Annotated in this window: 16 protein-coding genes; 6 read left to right on the forward strand and 10 right to left on the reverse strand. The window is 59.0% G+C overall.

Annotation, left to right across the window (positions count from 1 at the left end):
• Positions 1-136 precede the first annotated feature (136 nt).
• Together erdR and ACMXYJ_RS07880 are read left to right on the forward strand one after the other, a co-directional pair.
• Positions 137-784, forward strand: coding sequence for a response regulator transcription factor ErdR (erdR, locus tag ACMXYJ_RS07875; protein ID WP_046046272.1), 648 nt, complete (start codon positions 137-139; stop codon positions 782-784).
• Positions 785-863: 79 nt separating this feature from the next.
• Positions 864-1,226 carry a diacylglycerol kinase gene (locus ACMXYJ_RS07880; RefSeq protein WP_008010143.1) on the forward strand — a complete coding sequence of 121 codons (363 nt, stop codon included), beginning with the start codon at positions 864-866 and terminating at the stop codon, positions 1,224-1,226.
• Here the strand turns inward: ACMXYJ_RS07880 and ACMXYJ_RS07885 are convergent.
• Positions 1,223-2,149 carry a LysR family transcriptional regulator gene (locus ACMXYJ_RS07885; RefSeq protein ID WP_008153977.1) on the reverse strand — a complete coding sequence of 309 codons (927 nt, stop codon included), beginning with the start codon at positions 2,147-2,149 and terminating at the stop codon, positions 1,223-1,225. The genes ACMXYJ_RS07880 and ACMXYJ_RS07885 overlap by 4 nt on opposite strands.
• Positions 2,150-2,299: 150 nt before the next feature.
• Here ACMXYJ_RS07885 and fpr point away from each other — a divergent pair, with 150 nt between their 5' ends.
• Positions 2,300-3,079: a ferredoxin-NADP reductase gene (gene fpr, locus ACMXYJ_RS07890; protein WP_003443014.1), complete on the forward strand. Its 780-nt coding sequence runs from the start codon at positions 2,300-2,302 to the stop codon at positions 3,077-3,079.
• A 123-nt stretch (positions 3,080-3,202) separates the two neighbouring features.
• Here the strand turns inward: fpr and tsaA are convergent, their stop codons facing one another.
• The 6 genes from tsaA to rimO all read right to left on the reverse strand — a co-directional run bounded on the left by tsaA (position 3,203) and on the right by rimO (position 8,363).
• Positions 3,203-3,901, reverse strand: coding sequence for a tRNA (N6-threonylcarbamoyladenosine(37)-N6)-methyltransferase TrmO (gene tsaA, locus ACMXYJ_RS07895; RefSeq protein WP_415760691.1), 699 nt, complete (start codon positions 3,899-3,901; stop codon positions 3,203-3,205).
• A 170-nt stretch (positions 3,902-4,071) separates the two neighbouring features.
• A complete protein-coding gene (locus tag ACMXYJ_RS07900) occupies positions 4,072-4,842 on the reverse strand; it encodes an SDR family oxidoreductase (protein ID WP_415759358.1) in 771 nt (256 codons plus the stop codon).
• 136 nt (positions 4,843-4,978) lie between these two features.
• Positions 4,979-5,449 (reverse strand): DUF1456 family protein, encoded by a 471-nt coding sequence (locus ACMXYJ_RS07905; RefSeq protein ID WP_056739223.1) that lies wholly within the window; start codon positions 5,447-5,449, stop codon positions 4,979-4,981.
• Positions 5,450-5,524: 75 nt separating this feature from the next.
• Entirely contained in the window at positions 5,525-6,235 is a 711-nt protein-coding gene (locus tag ACMXYJ_RS07910; protein ID WP_223433015.1) for an rRNA pseudouridine synthase, read from the reverse strand.
• A 204-nt stretch (positions 6,236-6,439) separates the two neighbouring features.
• On the reverse strand, positions 6,440-6,913 hold the full coding sequence (locus tag ACMXYJ_RS07915) for a GNAT family N-acetyltransferase (RefSeq protein ID WP_008153969.1): 474 nt from the start codon (positions 6,911-6,913) through the stop codon (positions 6,440-6,442).
• A gap of 112 nt (positions 6,914-7,025) precedes the next feature.
• Positions 7,026-8,363, reverse strand: coding sequence for a 30S ribosomal protein S12 methylthiotransferase RimO (rimO, locus tag ACMXYJ_RS07920; protein WP_008153968.1), 1,338 nt, complete (start codon positions 8,361-8,363; stop codon positions 7,026-7,028).
• A 289-nt stretch (positions 8,364-8,652) separates the two neighbouring features.
• Here rimO and ACMXYJ_RS07925 point away from each other — a divergent pair, with 289 nt between their 5' ends.
• Positions 8,653-10,554, forward strand: a complete 1,902-nt coding sequence (locus ACMXYJ_RS07925) for a potassium transporter Kup (protein ID WP_415759359.1) — start codon at positions 8,653-8,655, stop codon at positions 10,552-10,554.
• Between the two features lie 367 nt (positions 10,555-10,921).
• On the forward strand, positions 10,922-11,869 hold the full coding sequence (locus ACMXYJ_RS07930) for an IS110 family transposase (protein ID WP_415756263.1): 948 nt from the start codon (positions 10,922-10,924) through the stop codon (positions 11,867-11,869).
• A gap of 61 nt (positions 11,870-11,930) precedes the next feature.
• Here ACMXYJ_RS07930 and ACMXYJ_RS07935 read toward each other — a convergent pair whose 3' ends face one another.
• Positions 11,931-12,239 (reverse strand): DUF3077 domain-containing protein, encoded by a 309-nt coding sequence (locus tag ACMXYJ_RS07935; protein ID WP_415759360.1) that lies wholly within the window; start codon positions 12,237-12,239, stop codon positions 11,931-11,933.
• 494 nt (positions 12,240-12,733) lie between these two features.
• On the opposite strand from ACMXYJ_RS07935, the gene ACMXYJ_RS07940 reads away from it, so the two are divergent.
• Entirely contained in the window at positions 12,734-13,024 is a 291-nt protein-coding gene (locus ACMXYJ_RS07940) for a type II toxin-antitoxin system Phd/YefM family antitoxin (protein WP_415759361.1), read from the forward strand.
• A gap of 202 nt (positions 13,025-13,226) precedes the next feature.
• Here ACMXYJ_RS07940 and ACMXYJ_RS07945 read toward each other — a convergent pair whose 3' ends face one another.
• Both ACMXYJ_RS07945 and mprF read right to left on the reverse strand, forming a co-directional pair.
• Positions 13,227-14,522: a virulence factor family protein gene (locus ACMXYJ_RS07945; RefSeq protein WP_415759362.1), complete on the reverse strand. Its 1,296-nt coding sequence runs from the start codon at positions 14,520-14,522 to the stop codon at positions 13,227-13,229.
• A complete protein-coding gene (mprF, locus tag ACMXYJ_RS07950) occupies positions 14,522-17,164 on the reverse strand; it encodes a bifunctional lysylphosphatidylglycerol flippase/synthetase MprF (RefSeq protein WP_415759363.1) in 2,643 nt (880 codons plus the stop codon). Before mprF ends, ACMXYJ_RS07945 begins: the two co-directional genes overlap by 1 nt.
• Positions 17,165-17,413: the final 249 nt, after the last annotated feature.

Here is a 17,413-nt window from a genome sequence, read left to right on the forward strand (position 1 = left end):
CCGATTAGGGCGCGGCCAAAGTTTGATACGCCGTATTCTTTACGTGGGTAGCCACGTGATTGGCGTTGAACGTGCCCTGTTGGTACAGCTCCGTGGCTGTACCTCGAGTTGTTTGAAAAACAGGATCATTTGAAAAATGGCCACATACGAAATCCTGATTGCCGATGACCACCCTCTTTTTCGTAGCGCCCTGCATCAAGCGTTGACCCTGGGCCTGGGCCCGGAAGTCCGTCTGGTGGAAGTGGCAAGCATTGCGGAGCTGGAAACCCGTCTGGACGAAAAATCCGACTGGGATCTGGTGTTGCTGGACCTGAACATGCCGGGGGCCTACGGTTTTTCAGGGCTGGTGTTGCTGCGCGGTCAGTATCCGCAGATTCCGGTGGTCATGGTCTCGGCGCAGGAAGAAGCCTCGATCATGGTCAAGTCTCGTGAGTTCGGCGCCAGCGGCTTCATCCCCAAGTCCAGTGATCTGAGCGTCATCCAGAAAGCCGTACGCGCGGTGCTCGACGGTGATGTGTTCTGGCCGCCCCAGGCGTTCGAGGCGGTCAGCGTTTCCGCCGAAGCCAAGGCCGCGAGCGAAGGCCTTGCGAGCCTGACGCCTCAGCAGTTTCGTGTTCTGACCATGGTCTGTGAAGGCTTGTTGAACAAGCAGATTGCCTACGAGCTGAGCGTTTCCGAAGCGACGATCAAGGCGCATGTGACGGCGATTTTTCGCAAGCTGAATGTGCGGACCCGGACTCAGGCGGCGTTGCTTCTGCAACAACTGGAGTCAATTTCGAGCTGATCAGGCGCGGCGCCTTCACGCTTTTTTGACTTTGCTTAATCTAGCTTTCCCACTTCCTTTTTGGTCAGTTGCCTACTTTATGTCACCTTTCAAAGGCCAAACCGGCCTAAAACGCATCCTCAACGCCTCCGGCTATTCGCTGGACGGTCTGCGCGCAGCCTTCACCGGCGAAGCGGCCTTTCGGCAACTGGTGTTGCTCAACGTCATATTGATCCCGCTGTCGTTCTTTCTGAACGTCAGTCGCGTCGAGCAGGCGTTGCTGATTGCAGTCTGCCTGTTGGCGTTGATTGTCGAATTGCTCAATTCGGCAGTGGAAGCGGCCATTGACCGCATTTCCCTTGAGTTGCACCCGCTGTCCAAGAACGCCAAGGACATGGGCAGCGCCGCTCAGTTCGTAGCTTTGAGCATGATCGCGCTGGTCTGGGCAGTCATCCTGCTTTAAGCGATGGTGGGCAGAACGATCTCGTCGCTGCGCTGAACCCCAGCGGTGAAAGCGCGGCACAGGTCGAGGAATTCACGCATCGCCGACGTCTGATATTTCTGTTTGTGCCAGATGAAATAGAACTGCCGCGCCAGATCCAGATCCGGTGTCTCCACCGGCACCAGGCTGCCACGGCGGAACGCGTCGCGTAGCGCCAGACGCGAAATGCAGCCAATCCCCAGCCCGGACTCCACCGCACGCTTGATCGCTTCGGTGTGTTCCAGTTCCAGCCGGATATTCAGTGAACTGCGATGGTGACGCATGGCCTGGTCAAAGGTCAGTCGCGTGCCGGAGCCCTGTTCCCGCAGAATCCAGGCCTCGTGGGTCAGCTCTTCCATGGTCGCCGTGCCGCGCTTGGCCAGTGGATGCTGGGGCGCGCAGAACACCACCAGTTCATCCTCGACCCAGCTCTGCACTTCGATGTCCGGATGGCTGCAGTCGCCTTCGATTAGACCCAGATCAATTTCATAGTGGGCGACTTGCTGCACAATGTTGGCAGTGTTCTGCACGTGCAGCTTCACCTGGCTTTCCGGATGGCGCTGCATGAAGCTGCCGATCAGCAAGGTGGCCAGGTAATTGCCGATGGTCAGGGTCGCGCCGACCGCCAGAGAGCCGAATCCCGACTTGCCATTGAGCAAGTCTTCGATTTCTTTGGACTGGTCGAGCAGCGCCACCGCTTGCGGCAACAGCTGTTTGCCGAGGGCGTTGAGGCTCAGCCGTTTGCCGGCGCGGTCGAACAGCTGACAGCTGGACTGACGCTCTAGCTCGGTGATCGAGGTGCTCGCCGCCGATTGTGAGAGGTTGAGCAGGCCCGCAGCACGGGATACGCTTTCCTGCTGGGCGACGGCGACGAATACTTGAAGTTGACGGAGAGTAAATCGCATATCGATATAACCGATAACCCTTATCTTAATAATCCAGTTAACAGATATTGTCGCTGCCATTAGAATGCGATGCAATTGCGCACAGCAGCTCATTTTTCGCAGAGCGGGCGCAGAGCACGCGCAGACCAAATCTCCAGGAGTCCCACGTACATGAGCAACATGAACCACGAGCGTGTCCTCAGTGTTCACCACTGGAACGACACTCTGTTCAGCTTCAAGTGCACCCGCGACCCGGGCCTGCGCTTCGAGAACGGTCAGTTCGTGATGATCGGCCTGCAACAGCCCAACGGCCGGCCGCTCATGCGCGCTTACTCGATTGCCAGCCCGAACTGGGAAGAGCATCTCGAGTTCTTCAGCATCAAGGTGCCTGATGGCCCGCTGACTTCCCAGCTGCAGCATCTGAAGGAAGGCGACGAGATCATCATCAGCAAAAAGCCTACCGGCACGCTGGTGCTGGATGACTTGAAGCCGGGCAAACATTTGTACCTGCTCAGCACCGGTACCGGTCTGGCGCCGTTCATGAGCGTCATCCAGGACCCGGAAACCTACGAGCGTTTCGAAAAAGTGATCCTGTGCCACGGCGTACGTTACGTCAACGAAGTCGCTTACCGCGAGTTCATCACCGAGCACTTGCCGCAGAACGAGTTCTTCGGCGAGGCCCTGCGTGACAAGTTGATCTACTACCCGACCGTGACCCGCGAGCCATTCGAGAACGAAGGTCGCCTGACCGACCTGATGCGCAGCGGCAAGCTGTTCAGCGACATCGGTCTGCCACCGATCAACCCGCAGGACGACCGCGCCATGCTGTGCGGTAGCCCGAGCATGCTCGACGAGACCAGTGAAGTGTTGAACAGCTTCGGCCTGAAAGTGTCGCCGCGGATGCGCGAGCCGGGTGATTACCTGATCGAGCGAGCGTTCGTCGAGAAGTAAGCAACAGCTCTGCTTTACCTGTGGGAGCGAGCTTGCTCGCGATGGGGGAGTGTCAGTCGATATCAATTTCGACTGTCACACCCCCATCGCGAGCAAGCTCGCTCCCACAGTTGTTTCTGGTGTTCAGGTCTTTGCGGGGATGACTTCGAGAACGCGGATAATCCCGGCCTCGGGATAATGCCAGCGCACGTCCAGGTCCCAGAACTGTGCGCCGTATTCCCGTTCAGGTGTAGGCATCTGGTACGCCGGACGTGGGTCTTGTGCCAGGCATTGCTCGATCAGCTCCACCAGCGGTTCTTCAAGGCGCTGAGCATGGCCGTGAGCCTGTTGCAGTGCTGAATCCGTCCACTGCACGGGAATCAGCTGCGGCGCAGCGCTGGCAATGCTGTTGGAGGCCGTATCGATGATGTCGGCGTAAGGCACGTAGGGTTTGATGTCGAGAATCGGCGTGCCGTCCAGCAGGTCGATGCCGGATATCCACAAGCGATTGGCTTCAACCTTGTCCAGCTTCACCACGGATTGGCCGATGCCATTGGGCCGATGCGTCGCCCGGGTGGCGAACACGCCCATGGATTTGTTACCGCCGAGACGAGGAGGGCGGACTTTCAGCCGTGGCTTTTCTTCCAGTGCCTGATGAAACAGGAACAGCAGCCACACGTGGCTGACCTGCTCCAGACCTTGCACCGCATCGCCCTGATCGAACGGCGCCACCAGTTCCAGTACACCGCGAGCGGCCGGGGCCAGTTGTGGCTGGCGCGGGATGGCGAACTTCTCCTTGAAGCAGGAGCGCACAAAGCCGATGGGGGAAACGCTGTAGGTCATGGTCTGGGGTCGAGGCGGGGTGAGGGCGGGCATGATAACCCGATCAACTGTCAGATCGGTGGTGCCTGTCTATCCGCCATCGCGAGCAAGCTCGCTCCCACAGTAGATCTCCTGAGCACCATAGATCTACTGTGGGAGCGAGCCTGCTCGCGATTGGCCGCGCTGCCGATCTAAAGACTAAACCCACCATCCAGTGGAATGATATTCCCGGTCATATAAGCGCCGGCCGTACTCGCCAGACTGATCGCCAGCGCCGCCATCTCTTCCTCCCGGCCCCAACGCTTCATTGGAATCAACGCCGTGTCGTCGGCCAACGCCTGCTCATCATTCCCAATATGCTGCGTCATCTTGCTCGGAAAACGCCCCGGAGCGATGACGTTGACGTTGATGTGCTGGCCCACCAGTTCCCGCGCCAGAATCCGCGACAGTTGATGCAGGGCCGCTTTACTCGGTCCATAGGCATAAGCCTGCTCGCCGAAGGACGAAATGCCCGCCACTGAACCGATATTGATAATCCTCGCCGGATTCGCTGCCGAACCGGCTTTACGCAGCAGTGGCAAAAACTGCTGAATGCAGTTGAACACCGAGGTCACGTTGAGCTGCATGACCTTTTCCCAGCCCTTGATCGGGTAACTCTCCAGCGGCGCGCCCCACGTGGTGCCGGCGTTGTTCACCAGAATATCCAGCTGGGTGATCTGTTCTCCCAGTTGCGTGGCCAACTGGAGTACACCTTCTTCAGTGGCGAGATTGGCCACCACGGCATGGCAGCGACCAAGCGTGCTCAGCTCATCAGCCGTTTGCTGACAGGCTTCGGCATCCCGGGCGCAGACGTACACTGTGGCGCCGGCCTCGACAAAAGCCTTGGCGATCATTTTGCCGATACCACGGGTGCCGCCGGTCACCAGAGCGGTGCGGCCTTGCAGGGAAAAGTACGCGTGCATGGCGAATCCTGAGAGCTGAGGGTCAATACACCCTAGTCGTCAGCCGCCGGAAGCGGAGCCACTATTTTTGCGAGGAATGAGGGTCTATACAGCCTGGCTTTGAGCCGCAGGTTTGCAGCTCAAGGCCGGCGGGTACTTACTGCGGGCGAACGCGCAGGGTCAGGCCCTTGAGGAAGTTGCGCAGCAACTGGTCGCCACACGGACGGTAGTTGGTGTGACCGAACTTGCGGAACAGCGCGCTCAGCTCAGGTTTGGACACCGGGAACTCGGAGGCCTTGAGGATGGCGTGCATGTCGTCTTCTTTCAGTTCGAAAGCCACACGCAGCTTCTTCAGGATGATGTTGTTGGTCACCGGCACTTCGATCGGCTGTGGCGGACGGCTTTCGTCCTTGCCGCGCTTGAAGGTCACCAGACCGTCGAGGAAATGCGCCATGACTTCATCCGGGCAGCGTACGAAGCCTTCCTCGTCTTCCTCTTTCTTGTCGAGGTACGTCACCAGGTCTTCCAGGGTCACGTCCATGCCGCCGAGCTTGATGATCTCGATGACTTTCTTGTCGCTGATGTCGAGCATGTAGCGCACGCTGCGCAGTACGTCGTTATGAATCATGGTGTGCAGTCCTGATATTCAGCAGTGGGCGCCGCATAAGCAGCGGCGCCAAAATGTGTGGCGGCGTGAGAAGTCTTAGAACTTCTCTTTGCCGGACAGGTAACGCCATTGCCCCAACGGCACTTTGCCGATGGACACGCCGCCAATGCGGATGCGGCGGATGGCGACAACCTTCAGGCCTACGGCCTGGCAGAACAGGGCGATGACGCCCGGTTGTGGGTTCTTCATCGCAAAACGCAGGCGGTTTTCGTTCTGCCAGCTGGCTTTGACCGGCGGCAGTTCCTTGCCCTTGTAGGTCAGGCCGTGGTTCAGGCGGTTGAGGCCGTGAGCCACCATGTCGCCTTCGACTTCGACCACATACTCTTGCTCGATCTTGGCGGAGTCGGCAGTCAGTTTGCGCAGGATCTTCCAGTCCTGGGTGAACACCAAAAGACCGCTGGCGTTGGCCTGCAGGTCGGTGCTGGCGGTCAGGCGCAGGAAGTGGCCCTTGAGCGGACGTTTGCTGAAGCGGTGTTCTTCGCTCAAGGTCTCGGCGCTGATCGTCGCCATGGCCGTTTCCGCATTCATGCCCACGGGCACGTTCAGCAGGATAGTCACCGGTTCCGGCGCAGTGGCCTTGGCTTCTGGATCAAGCTCGACTTTCTGGTTCTCGACCTTGAACTGCGGCTCGTCGATGACTTCACCGTCCACGGTGACCCAGCCGCCCTCGATGAACAGCTCAGCCTCCCGACGGGAACAGCCGACGAGTTCGATGAGGCGTTTGGAGAGACGAATCGGGTCAGTCATGACAGGGCCGTAACAAAAAAGGGGTGGGCATTGTACCTGCCTGGCGCCGGTTAATCCCGGCTCCATTTGCGCCGTGTGGCTTTTTGTGGGAGCGGGCTTGCTCGCGAAAGCGCTAGATCAGTCAATTATCTGTTGAATGACACACCGCATTCGCGAGCAAGTCGGATCGCCGCACCGCCGCTCCCACAGTTGTTCTGTGTGGTGTCAGCCATGCCGTGAATGTTGCTGGTTTTGGCGCAAACGCATGTGCAGCAGCGGATAAGGCTGGCCCATGCCATCGACTTCCGAACGGCCAATCACTTCGAAACCCTGTTTGAAGTAGAAACCCAAGGCTTGCGGGTTTTGTTCGTTGACGTCCAGTTCATCGGCATTCAGGTGTTCCATCGCATAGCGCAGCAACTGCTTGCCCAGGCCCTGACCACGGTGAGCCGGGTCGATGAAGAGCATTTCGATCTTGCCCGCTGCGACCCCGGCGAACCCGGTGATGCGCTGGCGCGGGTCTTTGGTGCAGATCAGCATCACCGCATCGAGGTAGCGAGTCAGCACCAGGTTCTTCAACAGTTCGATGTAGCTGTCCGGCAGAAAGTCATGGGTGGCGCGCACCGAGGCTTCCCACACCTGAGTGAGTTCTTCGTAGTCGCTCTGTTTCGGCGTGTGGATGACCGAATGTTGGCGCATGGCCGGCTGCCCCTTTTCCTGTGAGTGTCGAGAATCCTTTCCTCACAAAACGATAGACGTAAAAAAGCCCCGCATCTCGTCAAGAGAGCAGGGCTTTTCGTATTTTTTGCGTTTAGATCTGTTCAGCCCACAGGTCGTATTCGTCGGCGTCAGTCACTTTGCACCAGACTTTATCGCCTGGTTTCAGGTTGCTGCCGTTGTCGATGAACACGTTGCCGTCGATTTCCGGGGCATCGAAGAAGCAGCGGCCAACCGCGCCTTGCTCGTCGACTTCATCGACCAGCACTTCGATTTCACGGCCAACGCGCATTTGCAGGCGAGCCGAGCTGATCGCTTGCTGGTGCGCCATGAAACGGTCCCAGCGGTCTTGCTTGACGTCGTCCGGCACGATGGCCGCGTCCAGCAGGTTGGCCGGTGCGCCTTCGACCGGCGAATACTGGAAGCAGCCGACGCGATCGAGTTGCGCTTCGGTCAGCCAGTTCAGCAGGTACTGGAAGTCTTCTTCGGTTTCGCCGGGGAAGCCGACGATGAAGGTCGAACGGATGATCAGGTCCGGGCAGATTTCGCGCCAGTTCTTGATGCGGGCCAGGGTCTTGTCTTCGAAGGCTGGGCGTTTCATGGCTTTCAGGATTTTCGGGCTGGCGTGCTGGAACGGGATGTCCAGGTACGGCAGGATCTTCCCGGCGGCCATCAGCGGAATCAGCTCGTCGACGTGCGGGTACGGGTAAACATAGTGCAGACGAACCCAGACGCCGAGGGTGCTCAGGGCTTCACAGAGTTCGGTCATGCGGGTTTTCACCGGCGCGCCGTTCCAGAAACCGGTACGGTATTTCACGTCGACGCCATAGGCGCTGGTGTCTTGGGAAATTACCAGCAGCTCTTTGACGCCGGCCTTGACCAGGCGCTGAGCTTCGTCGAGTACGTCACCGACCGGGCGGCTGACCAGTTTGCCGCGCATCGACGGGATGATGCAGAAGCTGCAGCTGTGGTTGCAGCCTTCGGAAATCTTCAGGTAGGCGTAGTGGCGCGGGGTCAGCTTGATGCCTTGCGGCGGCACCAGGTCGATCAGCGGATTGTGATCCTGGCGCGGCGGCACGGCATCGTGCACGGCATTGACCACTTGCTCGTATTGCTGCGGACCGGTCACGGCCAATACGCTTGGGTGCACCTTGCGAATGTTGCCTTCTTCGACGCCCATGCAGCCGGTCACGATGACCTTGCCGTTTTCCTTGATGGCTTCGCCGATCACTTCCAAAGACTCAGCCTTGGCCGAGTCGATGAAGCCGCAGGTGTTGACCACCACGACGTCAGCGTCCTCGTAAGTGGACACAACGTCATAGCCTTCCATGCGCAGCTGGGTAAGGATGCGCTCGGAGTCGACCAGTGCTTTGGGGCAACCCAGGGATACGAAGCCAACCTTTGGATTGGCCGGCGCAGGAGTGGTGGACATGTCTATCCTCGGTATTTGTGACGCCTCCAGCCGAAGTCGGCAAGGCGACAAACGGGCGCTTTGCTGCGCCTCTGATCAAAAAGTGCGCAATTCTAGCGATGAGAGACGCACTTGACCAGCTTTATGCAGGGAAATACGACGAGTGCTGCGCTATGCTTCGCGCCGTTACGCTTTACCGATTTTTTACAGTCAACAAAACGTCTGTAACCGTAAGTAAAACAGCGCATGCTGCACGGCAAAGCATAGTGCTTCTTATAAGAAGTCCGGGTCTGAGTAGTAGGAGTTTTGGATGGGGCAGGCAAGTAGTCAGACGGCGGGCTCTGAGCATTCGGCGGCAAAGCCGATCGGCATGCTGGTCGCGGCGGTCGGGGTGGTTTATGGCGATATCGGCACGAGCCCGCTGTACACCCTCAAAGAAGTGTTTTCCGGTGGCTATGGCGTGCCCGTCAATCATGACGGGGTCCTGGGAATTCTGGCGCTGATCTTCTGGTCGCTGATCTGGGTTGTGTCGATCAAGTACATGATGTTCGTACTGCGTGCCGACAACCAGGGCGAAGGCGGGATCATGGCCCTGACCGCCCTCGCTCGGCGGGCTGCGGCCGGGCATCCGAAGTTGAGGGGGTTCCTGGTGGTCTGTGGGCTGATCGGCGCGGCGCTGTTCTATGGCGACAGCATGATCACCCCGGCGATTTCCGTGCTTTCGGCGATTGAAGGCCTGGGACTGGCTTTCGAGGGTATCGACCATTGGGTCGTCCCGTTGTCGTTGGTGGTGCTGGTGGCACTGTTCCTGATCCAGAGTCACGGTACCGCGCGGATCGGCATCCTGTTCGGCCCGATCATGGTGACCTGGTTTGTAGTGCTGGGGGCGTTGGGTGTCTACGGCATCCTGCAGCATCCGGAAGTGTTGAAGGCGATGAACCCGGTGTGGGGCGTACGCTTCTTCATCGTGCACCCGGGCATGGGCGTGGCGATTCTCGGTGCGGTGGTGCTGGCGTTGACCGGCGCCGAAGCGCTGTACGCCGACATGGGCCACTTCGGTCGCAAGCCGATTGCCCGTGCGTGGTTCATCCTCGTGCTGCCAGCGCTGGTGCTGAACTACTTCGGTCAAGGTGCGTTGTTGCTCGGAGATCCGGAAGCCGCGCGCAACCCGTTCTACCTGCTGGCACCGAGCTGGGCGCTGATTCCGTTGGTGGGGTTGTCGACCCTGGCCACGGTTATTGCTTCTCAGGCGGTGATTTCCGGTGCGTTCTCCCTGACCCGTCAGGCGATTCAGCTCGGTTACATTCCGCGCATGCACATTCGGCACACTTCCAGCGCCGAACAAGGCCAGATTTACATCGGCGCGGTGAACTGGGCGCTGATGGTTGGCGTCATCCTGTTGGTGCTGGGCTTCGAGTCCTCCGGCGCGCTGGCCTCGGCTTACGGCGTGGCTGTGACAGGTACGATGCTGATGACCACTGTCCTGGTGTCGGCGGTGATATTGCTGCTGTGGAAATGGCCTCCGGTCCTCGCGGTTCCTCTGTTGCTCGGTTTCCTGCTGGTGGACGGTCTGTACTTCGCTGCCAACGTGCCGAAAATCATTCAGGGCGGGGCATTCCCGGTGATCGCCGGTATCGTGCTGTTTGTGCTGATGACCACCTGGAAGCGCGGCAAGCAATTGCTGGTCGACCGTCTCGACGAAGGTGGATTGCCGCTGCCGATCTTCATCAGCAGCATCGCCGTGCAACCGCCGCATCGCGTTCAGGGCACTGCCGTGTTCCTGACCGCGCGGCCGGATGCCGTGCCCCACGCGCTGTTGCACAACTTGCTGCATAACCAGGTGCTGCACGAGCAAGTGGTGCTGCTGACGGTGGTGTACGAAGACATCCCGCGGGTACCGGCATCGCGGCGTTTCGAGGTCGATTCCTACGGCGAAGGTTTCTTCCGGGTGATCCTGCACTTTGGCTTCGTCGACGAGCCGGACGTGCCACAAGCGCTGAAGCTGTGTCATCTCGATGACCTGGACTTCAGCCCGATGCGCACCACCTACTTCCTCAGCCGCGAGACGGTCATCGCCTCCAAACTCGAAGGCATGGCCCGCTGGCGTGAGGCGCTGTTCGCCTTCATGTTGCAGAACGCCAACGGCAATTTGCGCTTCTTCAATCTGCCGTTGAATCGGGTGATTGAACTGGGGACGCAGGTCGAGATGTAAGCAACATCAAAAAGCCCCCGTTGCCATTGTGGTAGCGGGGGCTTATTTGTGTCCGATGACTTGAATCCACTTGCTATCCCCTGTGGGAGCGAGCCTGCTCGCGAAGAGGCCATTACATTCAACATTTGCGCTGGCTGATAGGTCCTCTTCGCGAGCAGGCTCGCTTGTATGGTAGGACTTGAAGGGAGGAGGAGGGACAAGGCTCGATTCTGACTGTTGACGCAGTACAGACCGTGGGAGATTTCGCCCCTCCTCCTTTCACCCAAGCGCCGATAAAGAATGCATCTGGCTAGACCGACGATAGGAACAAGCCTGCGCCTCTGGGTGAGCCCTTCAAGTGCTCAAACCTTATCTCGGAGGAAATCCTATGGCAATGCCGGTCTCTCTATCAAAACCGATCGTGGGCGTGGATGTCGCCAAGAATGAACTGGTGATTTATCAGGCGGATAACGATTTGCTTGAAGAGATTCCTAACACTAAAACATCCATCAAGCAGTGGCTGAAGACGTTGCCGGGGACGGTGGCTATTGCCATTGAGGCGACCAACATCTATCACCTGGACTTTGCTGATCTAGCCTATGAGGCCGGATGCGCGATTTACATGGTGGGAGGCTATGAACTCAAACATTATCGCGAAGGCGTAAAGATCCGCGCCAAAACCGACGCGCTGGACGCCAAGTTGCTGGCCCGTTACCTGAAGAACGAAGCCGAGGAGTTGCGCCCTTGGACCCCACCATCACCGCTGTACCGCCAGCTCCTGAGCCTCTTCCGTCGCCGGGCTGCCTTGGTCCAGGCTAGGGTTGGCCTGGTGCAGAGTTGGTCGAATGAGTCGCTGCTGAAGGCGGCTTTTGCAGAACAAGTGAAGTCCATGCAGCAGCTTGAAACGCTGATCGAAAAGACGATCAACGATCAGCTCAAAGAAGCCGGTTTACTCGGTCAACTGAAACGTTGCCTGAAAGTTGAAGGCATTGGATTTTTGACTGGGGCTCGCTTGATAACTGCGTTTCAGCGCGGGGATTTTAGAAACGCGGATGCGTTTATCGCCTTCCTGGGCATGGATTTACGGGTGTCTAAATCAGGACAGAAGGACGGTCGCCGCAGTTTGACCAAGCGCGGTGACCCCGAGGCTCGCCGGCTTCTGCACAATGCAGCGATGTCGGCTAGCCGTACGAAAGCCTGGAAAGGGTTTTACGAAGCCCAAAGAGCCCGGGGTTTCAGCACCACTGAGGCGCTGGTGATGCTGGCTCGCAAGCTTGCGCGGGTGGCATTCGCCTTGCTGAAAGGGCAAAGCGAATATCAGTCAAAGGTCAGTTGAGGGCTTCCCCTCAACCATAGAATCTCCCACAAGGGCTGCGGTGTTACTTGCTTTCGGGCCGCTATTTTTTAGATTCGGCTTTTGTCCGGGCAGGTGGTGGCGTCAGTACCTTCACCGCATCATCAATCACGGCCTTGCTCATTGCCGTCAGGTAATGCGCGGCCCAGGCATGTCGGTCGGTGTCTCGGGCATAGGCAGCGTCTTTAGTCAGCTCCTTGGCAAGGAACAGAAAATCAGAGGCCATGGCTAGCGCATCGCTGAGGGGAACGCCGTGACTGACATGGAACAACGCTTTGTTGGAGCAGTAGATGAGGGGAGTGAAGCCGATGGTTTTCAGTTCGTCAGGTTCTGACGGATTTGTTTTGGTCATGGTTTTTCTCCTGGGTTCGAGGAGCTGCCATTTTCGTTACCACACGAAAGGGAGGCAGCTGTACGCAGGGTGGTAAACCGGGAACCAAGGAAACCGGCACGCCCGAGGGCGTCCCACGCACAGCCGCCATAACTCGAGATCGCAGACATAAAAATGCCTGTGTTCGGGATGAAGGCGCTGTTGCGCTGGTTTCGCCGGGTTACCACACCCGATCGCTGAATGGTCAGCGACGTCCAGAGAGTATCCCGTCGAAGAAAAGCGCAACAAGGCATCAAAGTGCCCAAACGCGAGATTCGGAGTTTGCCTACAAGGTCTGCGGGCGTCATCCGATATTGCGAGATCTTTTAGTAAACGAAACTAAACATGCTCAGTGAGCTTGAAAAATGCAGCGTGGTAAATTTGCGTTTTTTGCAGCTTGCTGTATGTCGAGTTCGACGCAATGCTCTGCGTGGAGCTGTGTGTTCAAATTTGCATGATTGTGAAGAGAGATAGGTATGACGGCATCTTTAGAGCGTGCTGACCAAGCGATATCGATGCCTGAAATAGTCAGGGGCTTCAGTGCGAGACTCAAGGAAATCTCCAGCCGTGCCACTGAGCGCCTGGTCATTTTTAAAGATAATCGGCCAGTAGCTGTCATCATCAATGTCGATGTGTATCAGGAAATGCTCGACGAGCTTAAGGATCTTCGTGTTGAAGCAGCAGTTGGGGAGCGATTGATCTGTTTTGATCAGGCCAAGGCAGTTAGTCACGACGATATGCGGGCACGGTACGCCAGGAAAGACTAAGAGCTCGCGGGCGGTAGACGCATCCGCACAGGTGATACGCAGATTCTGTGGGAGCGGGCTTGCCCGCGATGACGGCGGCAGATCCAACATTGATGTGGCAGACATGCCGCCATCGCGAGCAAGGGATCTGTTGCGTCTGCGAGAATGAAAAAAGCCCTCGCAACCATAGGCTGCGGGGGCTTTTTCGTGGGCGGGACTCAGATCACTCCTGAGCCGCCGTCTCCTTCGCTTGACGCTTCTCGATCACATCCACCAATCGCTGCGCCAGTTTCGGGTAGTTCTCGTCGAAGTGATGACCGCCAGGCAATTTGATCGCCTCTCCAACCGCGGTCTTGTCGGTACAGCCGCTCTCGTCGACTTCTTCTTCACCGTAGATGCACACCACTTTCTCCGGCGGCAGCTTGGCCATTTCCGGGCCGGTGGCGGCTTCTTTGCCGGCGTTGCCGAGCCAGCCTTCAACTTCGATCTCGAAGCTGCCGGTGCGGGCGAAGGCCAGCAGGATGATCGCGTCGACCCGTTGCTGTTCCGATGGCTCCAGGCGGTTGTAGATGGCGGGCAGGACGTCGGCGCCGAACGAGTAACCGGTCAGGATGAAGCGCTTGGTGCCCCATTTCTGCCGGTAGTGCTGCATCAGTTCGGCGAGGTCCAGGGCGCTTTGCTCGGGGCTTTTGTGCTGCCAGTAATAACGCAAGGTGTCGATGCCGACGACCGGGTAGCCGATCTTGGCCATCTCGCCCGCGACGTCGCGGTCCAGGTCGCGCCAGCCGCCGTCACCGGACAGGAATAGGGTCACGGTGTCCTTGGCTTGGCCGGCGGGCACTTCGACCACGGGGATCTGCAGGCCGCCAGCGGCTTTATCGCCACCCACGAGGATCTTGCGCAGTTCGTTGTTCAGCACTTGCGGCAGGTTGATGTCGTAGTCGCTGATGCTGGTTTCGGCGTTGGGTTGGTCGCGCACGAAGCCGGCGCTGGTGTCGTCCGGGTTGTCGTTCCAGGCCACCAGCCAGTGCCCGTGAGCGGCGCTTTTCGGTAGCAGGTGCGTGCAGCCGGGTTTTTCCAGGGCCAGGTCCACAGAGACGGCTTGAGCCTTGTCGTCCTTCTGTTCCGACAACCAGCGCCACGCCAGTACGGCGCCAGGGCCGATGCCGCTGACCAGGGTCGCCGGGCTTTTGAGTTCTCTCAGGGCCGATTGCAGGGCGCGACTTTGCAGCAGGCAGTCTTTGGGCAGGATCACCTGAACAATCTGCGCCGAACCCGTGCGGCTCAGGGTCATCAACTGTTTGTTGCTGAGCTTCTGGTCTTCATTGACCGCCACCAGCACCTGGGCGCGTGGCGTGTTGCCGGGGATGACGCGGGTCATCGCGGCGCCATCGGCCGGTGTCAGCTGTTCGAGGGTCGGTTCGGGTGCCGGGCGTTTCAGGTACCAGTAACCGCCACCGAGAATCAGGGCCAGCACTACCAGTGTGGCCAGTACGTACCGCAAGGAGCGTTGAATCATCAGCGTTTCACCAATCCGGTCAAGCCGCCCGCAATCAGGGCAGCAGTGTCGGCCAGGGCAACCAGCGGATCGAGTCCGGCGGGCACGGCCATATAACGGGGTTCCCAGTCAGGCTGGAATTTGTCTTTGAAACGGCGCAAGCCTTGAAAGTTGTAGAGCTGCTCACCACGGCGGAAAACCATCGAGCCCAGACGCTGGGTCAGTGGTGCGCCACGACGGGGTTGCAACCCCGACAACGGCACCATGCCCAGGCTGAAGCGCGCGTATCCATGATTTTTATAATGTTGAATCAGGCCGACCATCATGAACTCCATGGTCAGCTTTGGGGCATCCGGGTGCGCGCGCATCAGATCGAGGCTGGCCAGTTCATGACCATAAGTCTCGAGCAGGTTGGCGAACGCCACCGGACGCCCTTCGAAACGAATCACCGCAACGCGGAAATGTTTGAGGTAGTCATCGCTGAAGCGGCCGAGGGAGAAACCTTTCTCGCGCACATTTTTGCCGGTCAGCCAGGCATCGGAGATTACCTTGAGTTCTTCCATCGGTGCTTGCCCCGGATCAAAGATCTCCAGCGACAGGCCATCGCGAGTGCCACGGTTCCAGGTGTAGCGCAGGTCTTTCATCTCTTTGCCTTTGGCCTCGAGATCAAAGCGAAGCAGATCGACCCGGGCTTCCTCGCCGAGCTTGATCGCGGTCAGGCCGATGTCCATGTAGTACGGCAGGTTCTCGGCGCGCACTTGATAGAACACAGGGCGGGCGTGGTGGATGTCGCAAAGGTCGCGGAACTGCCAGATCATTTCCGCCCGTTGCTGGGTCGGGCCGATCGGGTCATACAAGGCCACCAGGCTGCGACCACGACGTGCGTACATCAGGAACGCCTCGTCATTAGGGTGAAACAGCAGCGCCTTGTCACCGGTCAGGGCGAGGCCGCCATCCGGTTGTGCGGAGGCCATGAGGATCTTTACCGCGCGGTCCAGTTCATCGGGCGTTGGCAGATGGATTACCGGGCGTGCGGTGCGCAGCAGCCAGGTCAAGGAAACCACCACCAGCAACACCGCAGCGCCCAGCAGCGAGCGCAAGCCACGCGGGGCATCGGCGTCGAGGGTGAACTGCCACCAGAGCTGATGGCTGTACGGGACGTCCTGATAAGCGAACAGCAGCAACCAGATCGACGCACCGAGTACACACAGGCTGGCCACCAGATACAGCGGCGAGAACGGCACCTCGGTCAGACGGCTCGGGCGATAGAACGAGCTACGGAAAACCCCCAGCAAGCTCGCAGTCAGCGTCAGCAGACACGCTTCTTCCCAGTCGAAACCCTTGAGCAAAGAGAGCAGGGCAGCGACCAGCAACAAGATGGTGGTCAGCATCCAGGCGGCCGACAGTCGGCGGCGCAGCCCTTGAGCCAGCAGCAAGCAAAGCACGCCGATCAGGCTGGCACCGAAGTGCGAGGCGTCGACCAGTCGATGCGGGATCAGAAAGCCGATGTGTTCCAGGCGTGTGTCGATTTCCGGGGTTGCGCCGGAGAACAACAGCACCACGCCGGACAGAAAGACCAGCACCGCCAGAATCGGCGCGGCCAGGCCGGACGCCACCCTTAAGGACTGACGCGATTGAAACAGGCGCTGACCTTCGTTGATCAGCAGGAATACGCAGGCCACCAGCAACGGCAGCACCACGTAGATCAGACGATACAGCAGCAGCGCGGCAGCGAGTGGCGCAGCGCCGAGTGTGTCGGAGAAGGCGGCCAGCAGAATCGCTTCGAATACCCCGACCCCGCCGGGAACGTGGCTGAGCACACCGGCGGCCAGGGCCAGCAAATACACCAGCAGGAACGCGCCGAAGGGCGGTGCTTCCGGCAGCAGCAGATAAAGCACGGTTGCCGCGGCGGCGACGTCCAGAGCAGTGATGATCAGTTGCAGGAACGTCAGGCGACGGCCCGGCAGGCGCAAGGTGCGGCGTCCGACCTTGACCAGCAAGTTATCCGGGTAAGGCTGATCTGGCAGGCGGCGGCGGTAGATGCCGATGGCCAGTCCCGTGAACAGCAACAGTACGGCCACGGCGATGGCACCCAGCAGCGTCTCGGACAAACCCAGAGCGGCAGAGGTGCCAGGCAGGTTGCTGAGGGTGGCGAGGGCGGCCAGTGGGGGCAGGGCGCAGCCGAGCGAGAGGCTGGCGAACAGCGTCATGTGCGCGACTTCAGAAGCGCCCAGACCATGACGTGCATATAAACGGTAGCGAACCGAGCCCCCCGAGAGCATCGAAAGGCCAATGGCATTGCCGATGGCGAATGCAGTGAACCCACCCAGAGCCAGGATTCGCGGCGCCAGTGTCACGCCTGCGTAGCGGCTGGCCGACCATTCATAGCCCAGCAGGATAATGAAGCCGACCACGGTCGCGCCCAACGCGCCCAATAATGCCGGTTTCGGAACGTCGAGAATCGAGTCGTGCAGAGCGTACAGATCGAGTTCGCTCAGCAGGTGGCGACAGGCAATCAGCGCGATAGCGAACAACAGCAAAGTGACTGCCAGGCCGATGGGCTGGCGGTATTTGCTGATTCGATCAAGCAAGCGCAGACGCTCGGCCTTGAGCGGTTGTGTCGCTGTGACGGTGTCTTGTGGGTCAGACGAGTTGGCGCGCATCAATCACCTCTTGGATTGTGCGCGACAGGATGGGGGTATCCAGCCAAGTTACCAATCCCTGTAGAAAAAAATAGTTACAAATACTAACGCCTCTCACCGGGTATCGGCGATGGTGCGTCATCAATCGTAGAGGGTTCTGTCTGTGGCTCAGCATAGTCTGGGCTCAGCGCATGGGTGATCCCGAACGGCTCGCTACACGGTGGCAGATCATTGTTGCGAAAGGACTTTTTCAGCAGACACAAAAAAGGC

Origin of the sequence: Pseudomonas arabinosi (assembly GCF_047758675.1) — a bacterium.
Lineage (GTDB): Bacteria > Pseudomonadota > Gammaproteobacteria > Pseudomonadales > Pseudomonadaceae > Aquipseudomonas > Aquipseudomonas arabinosi.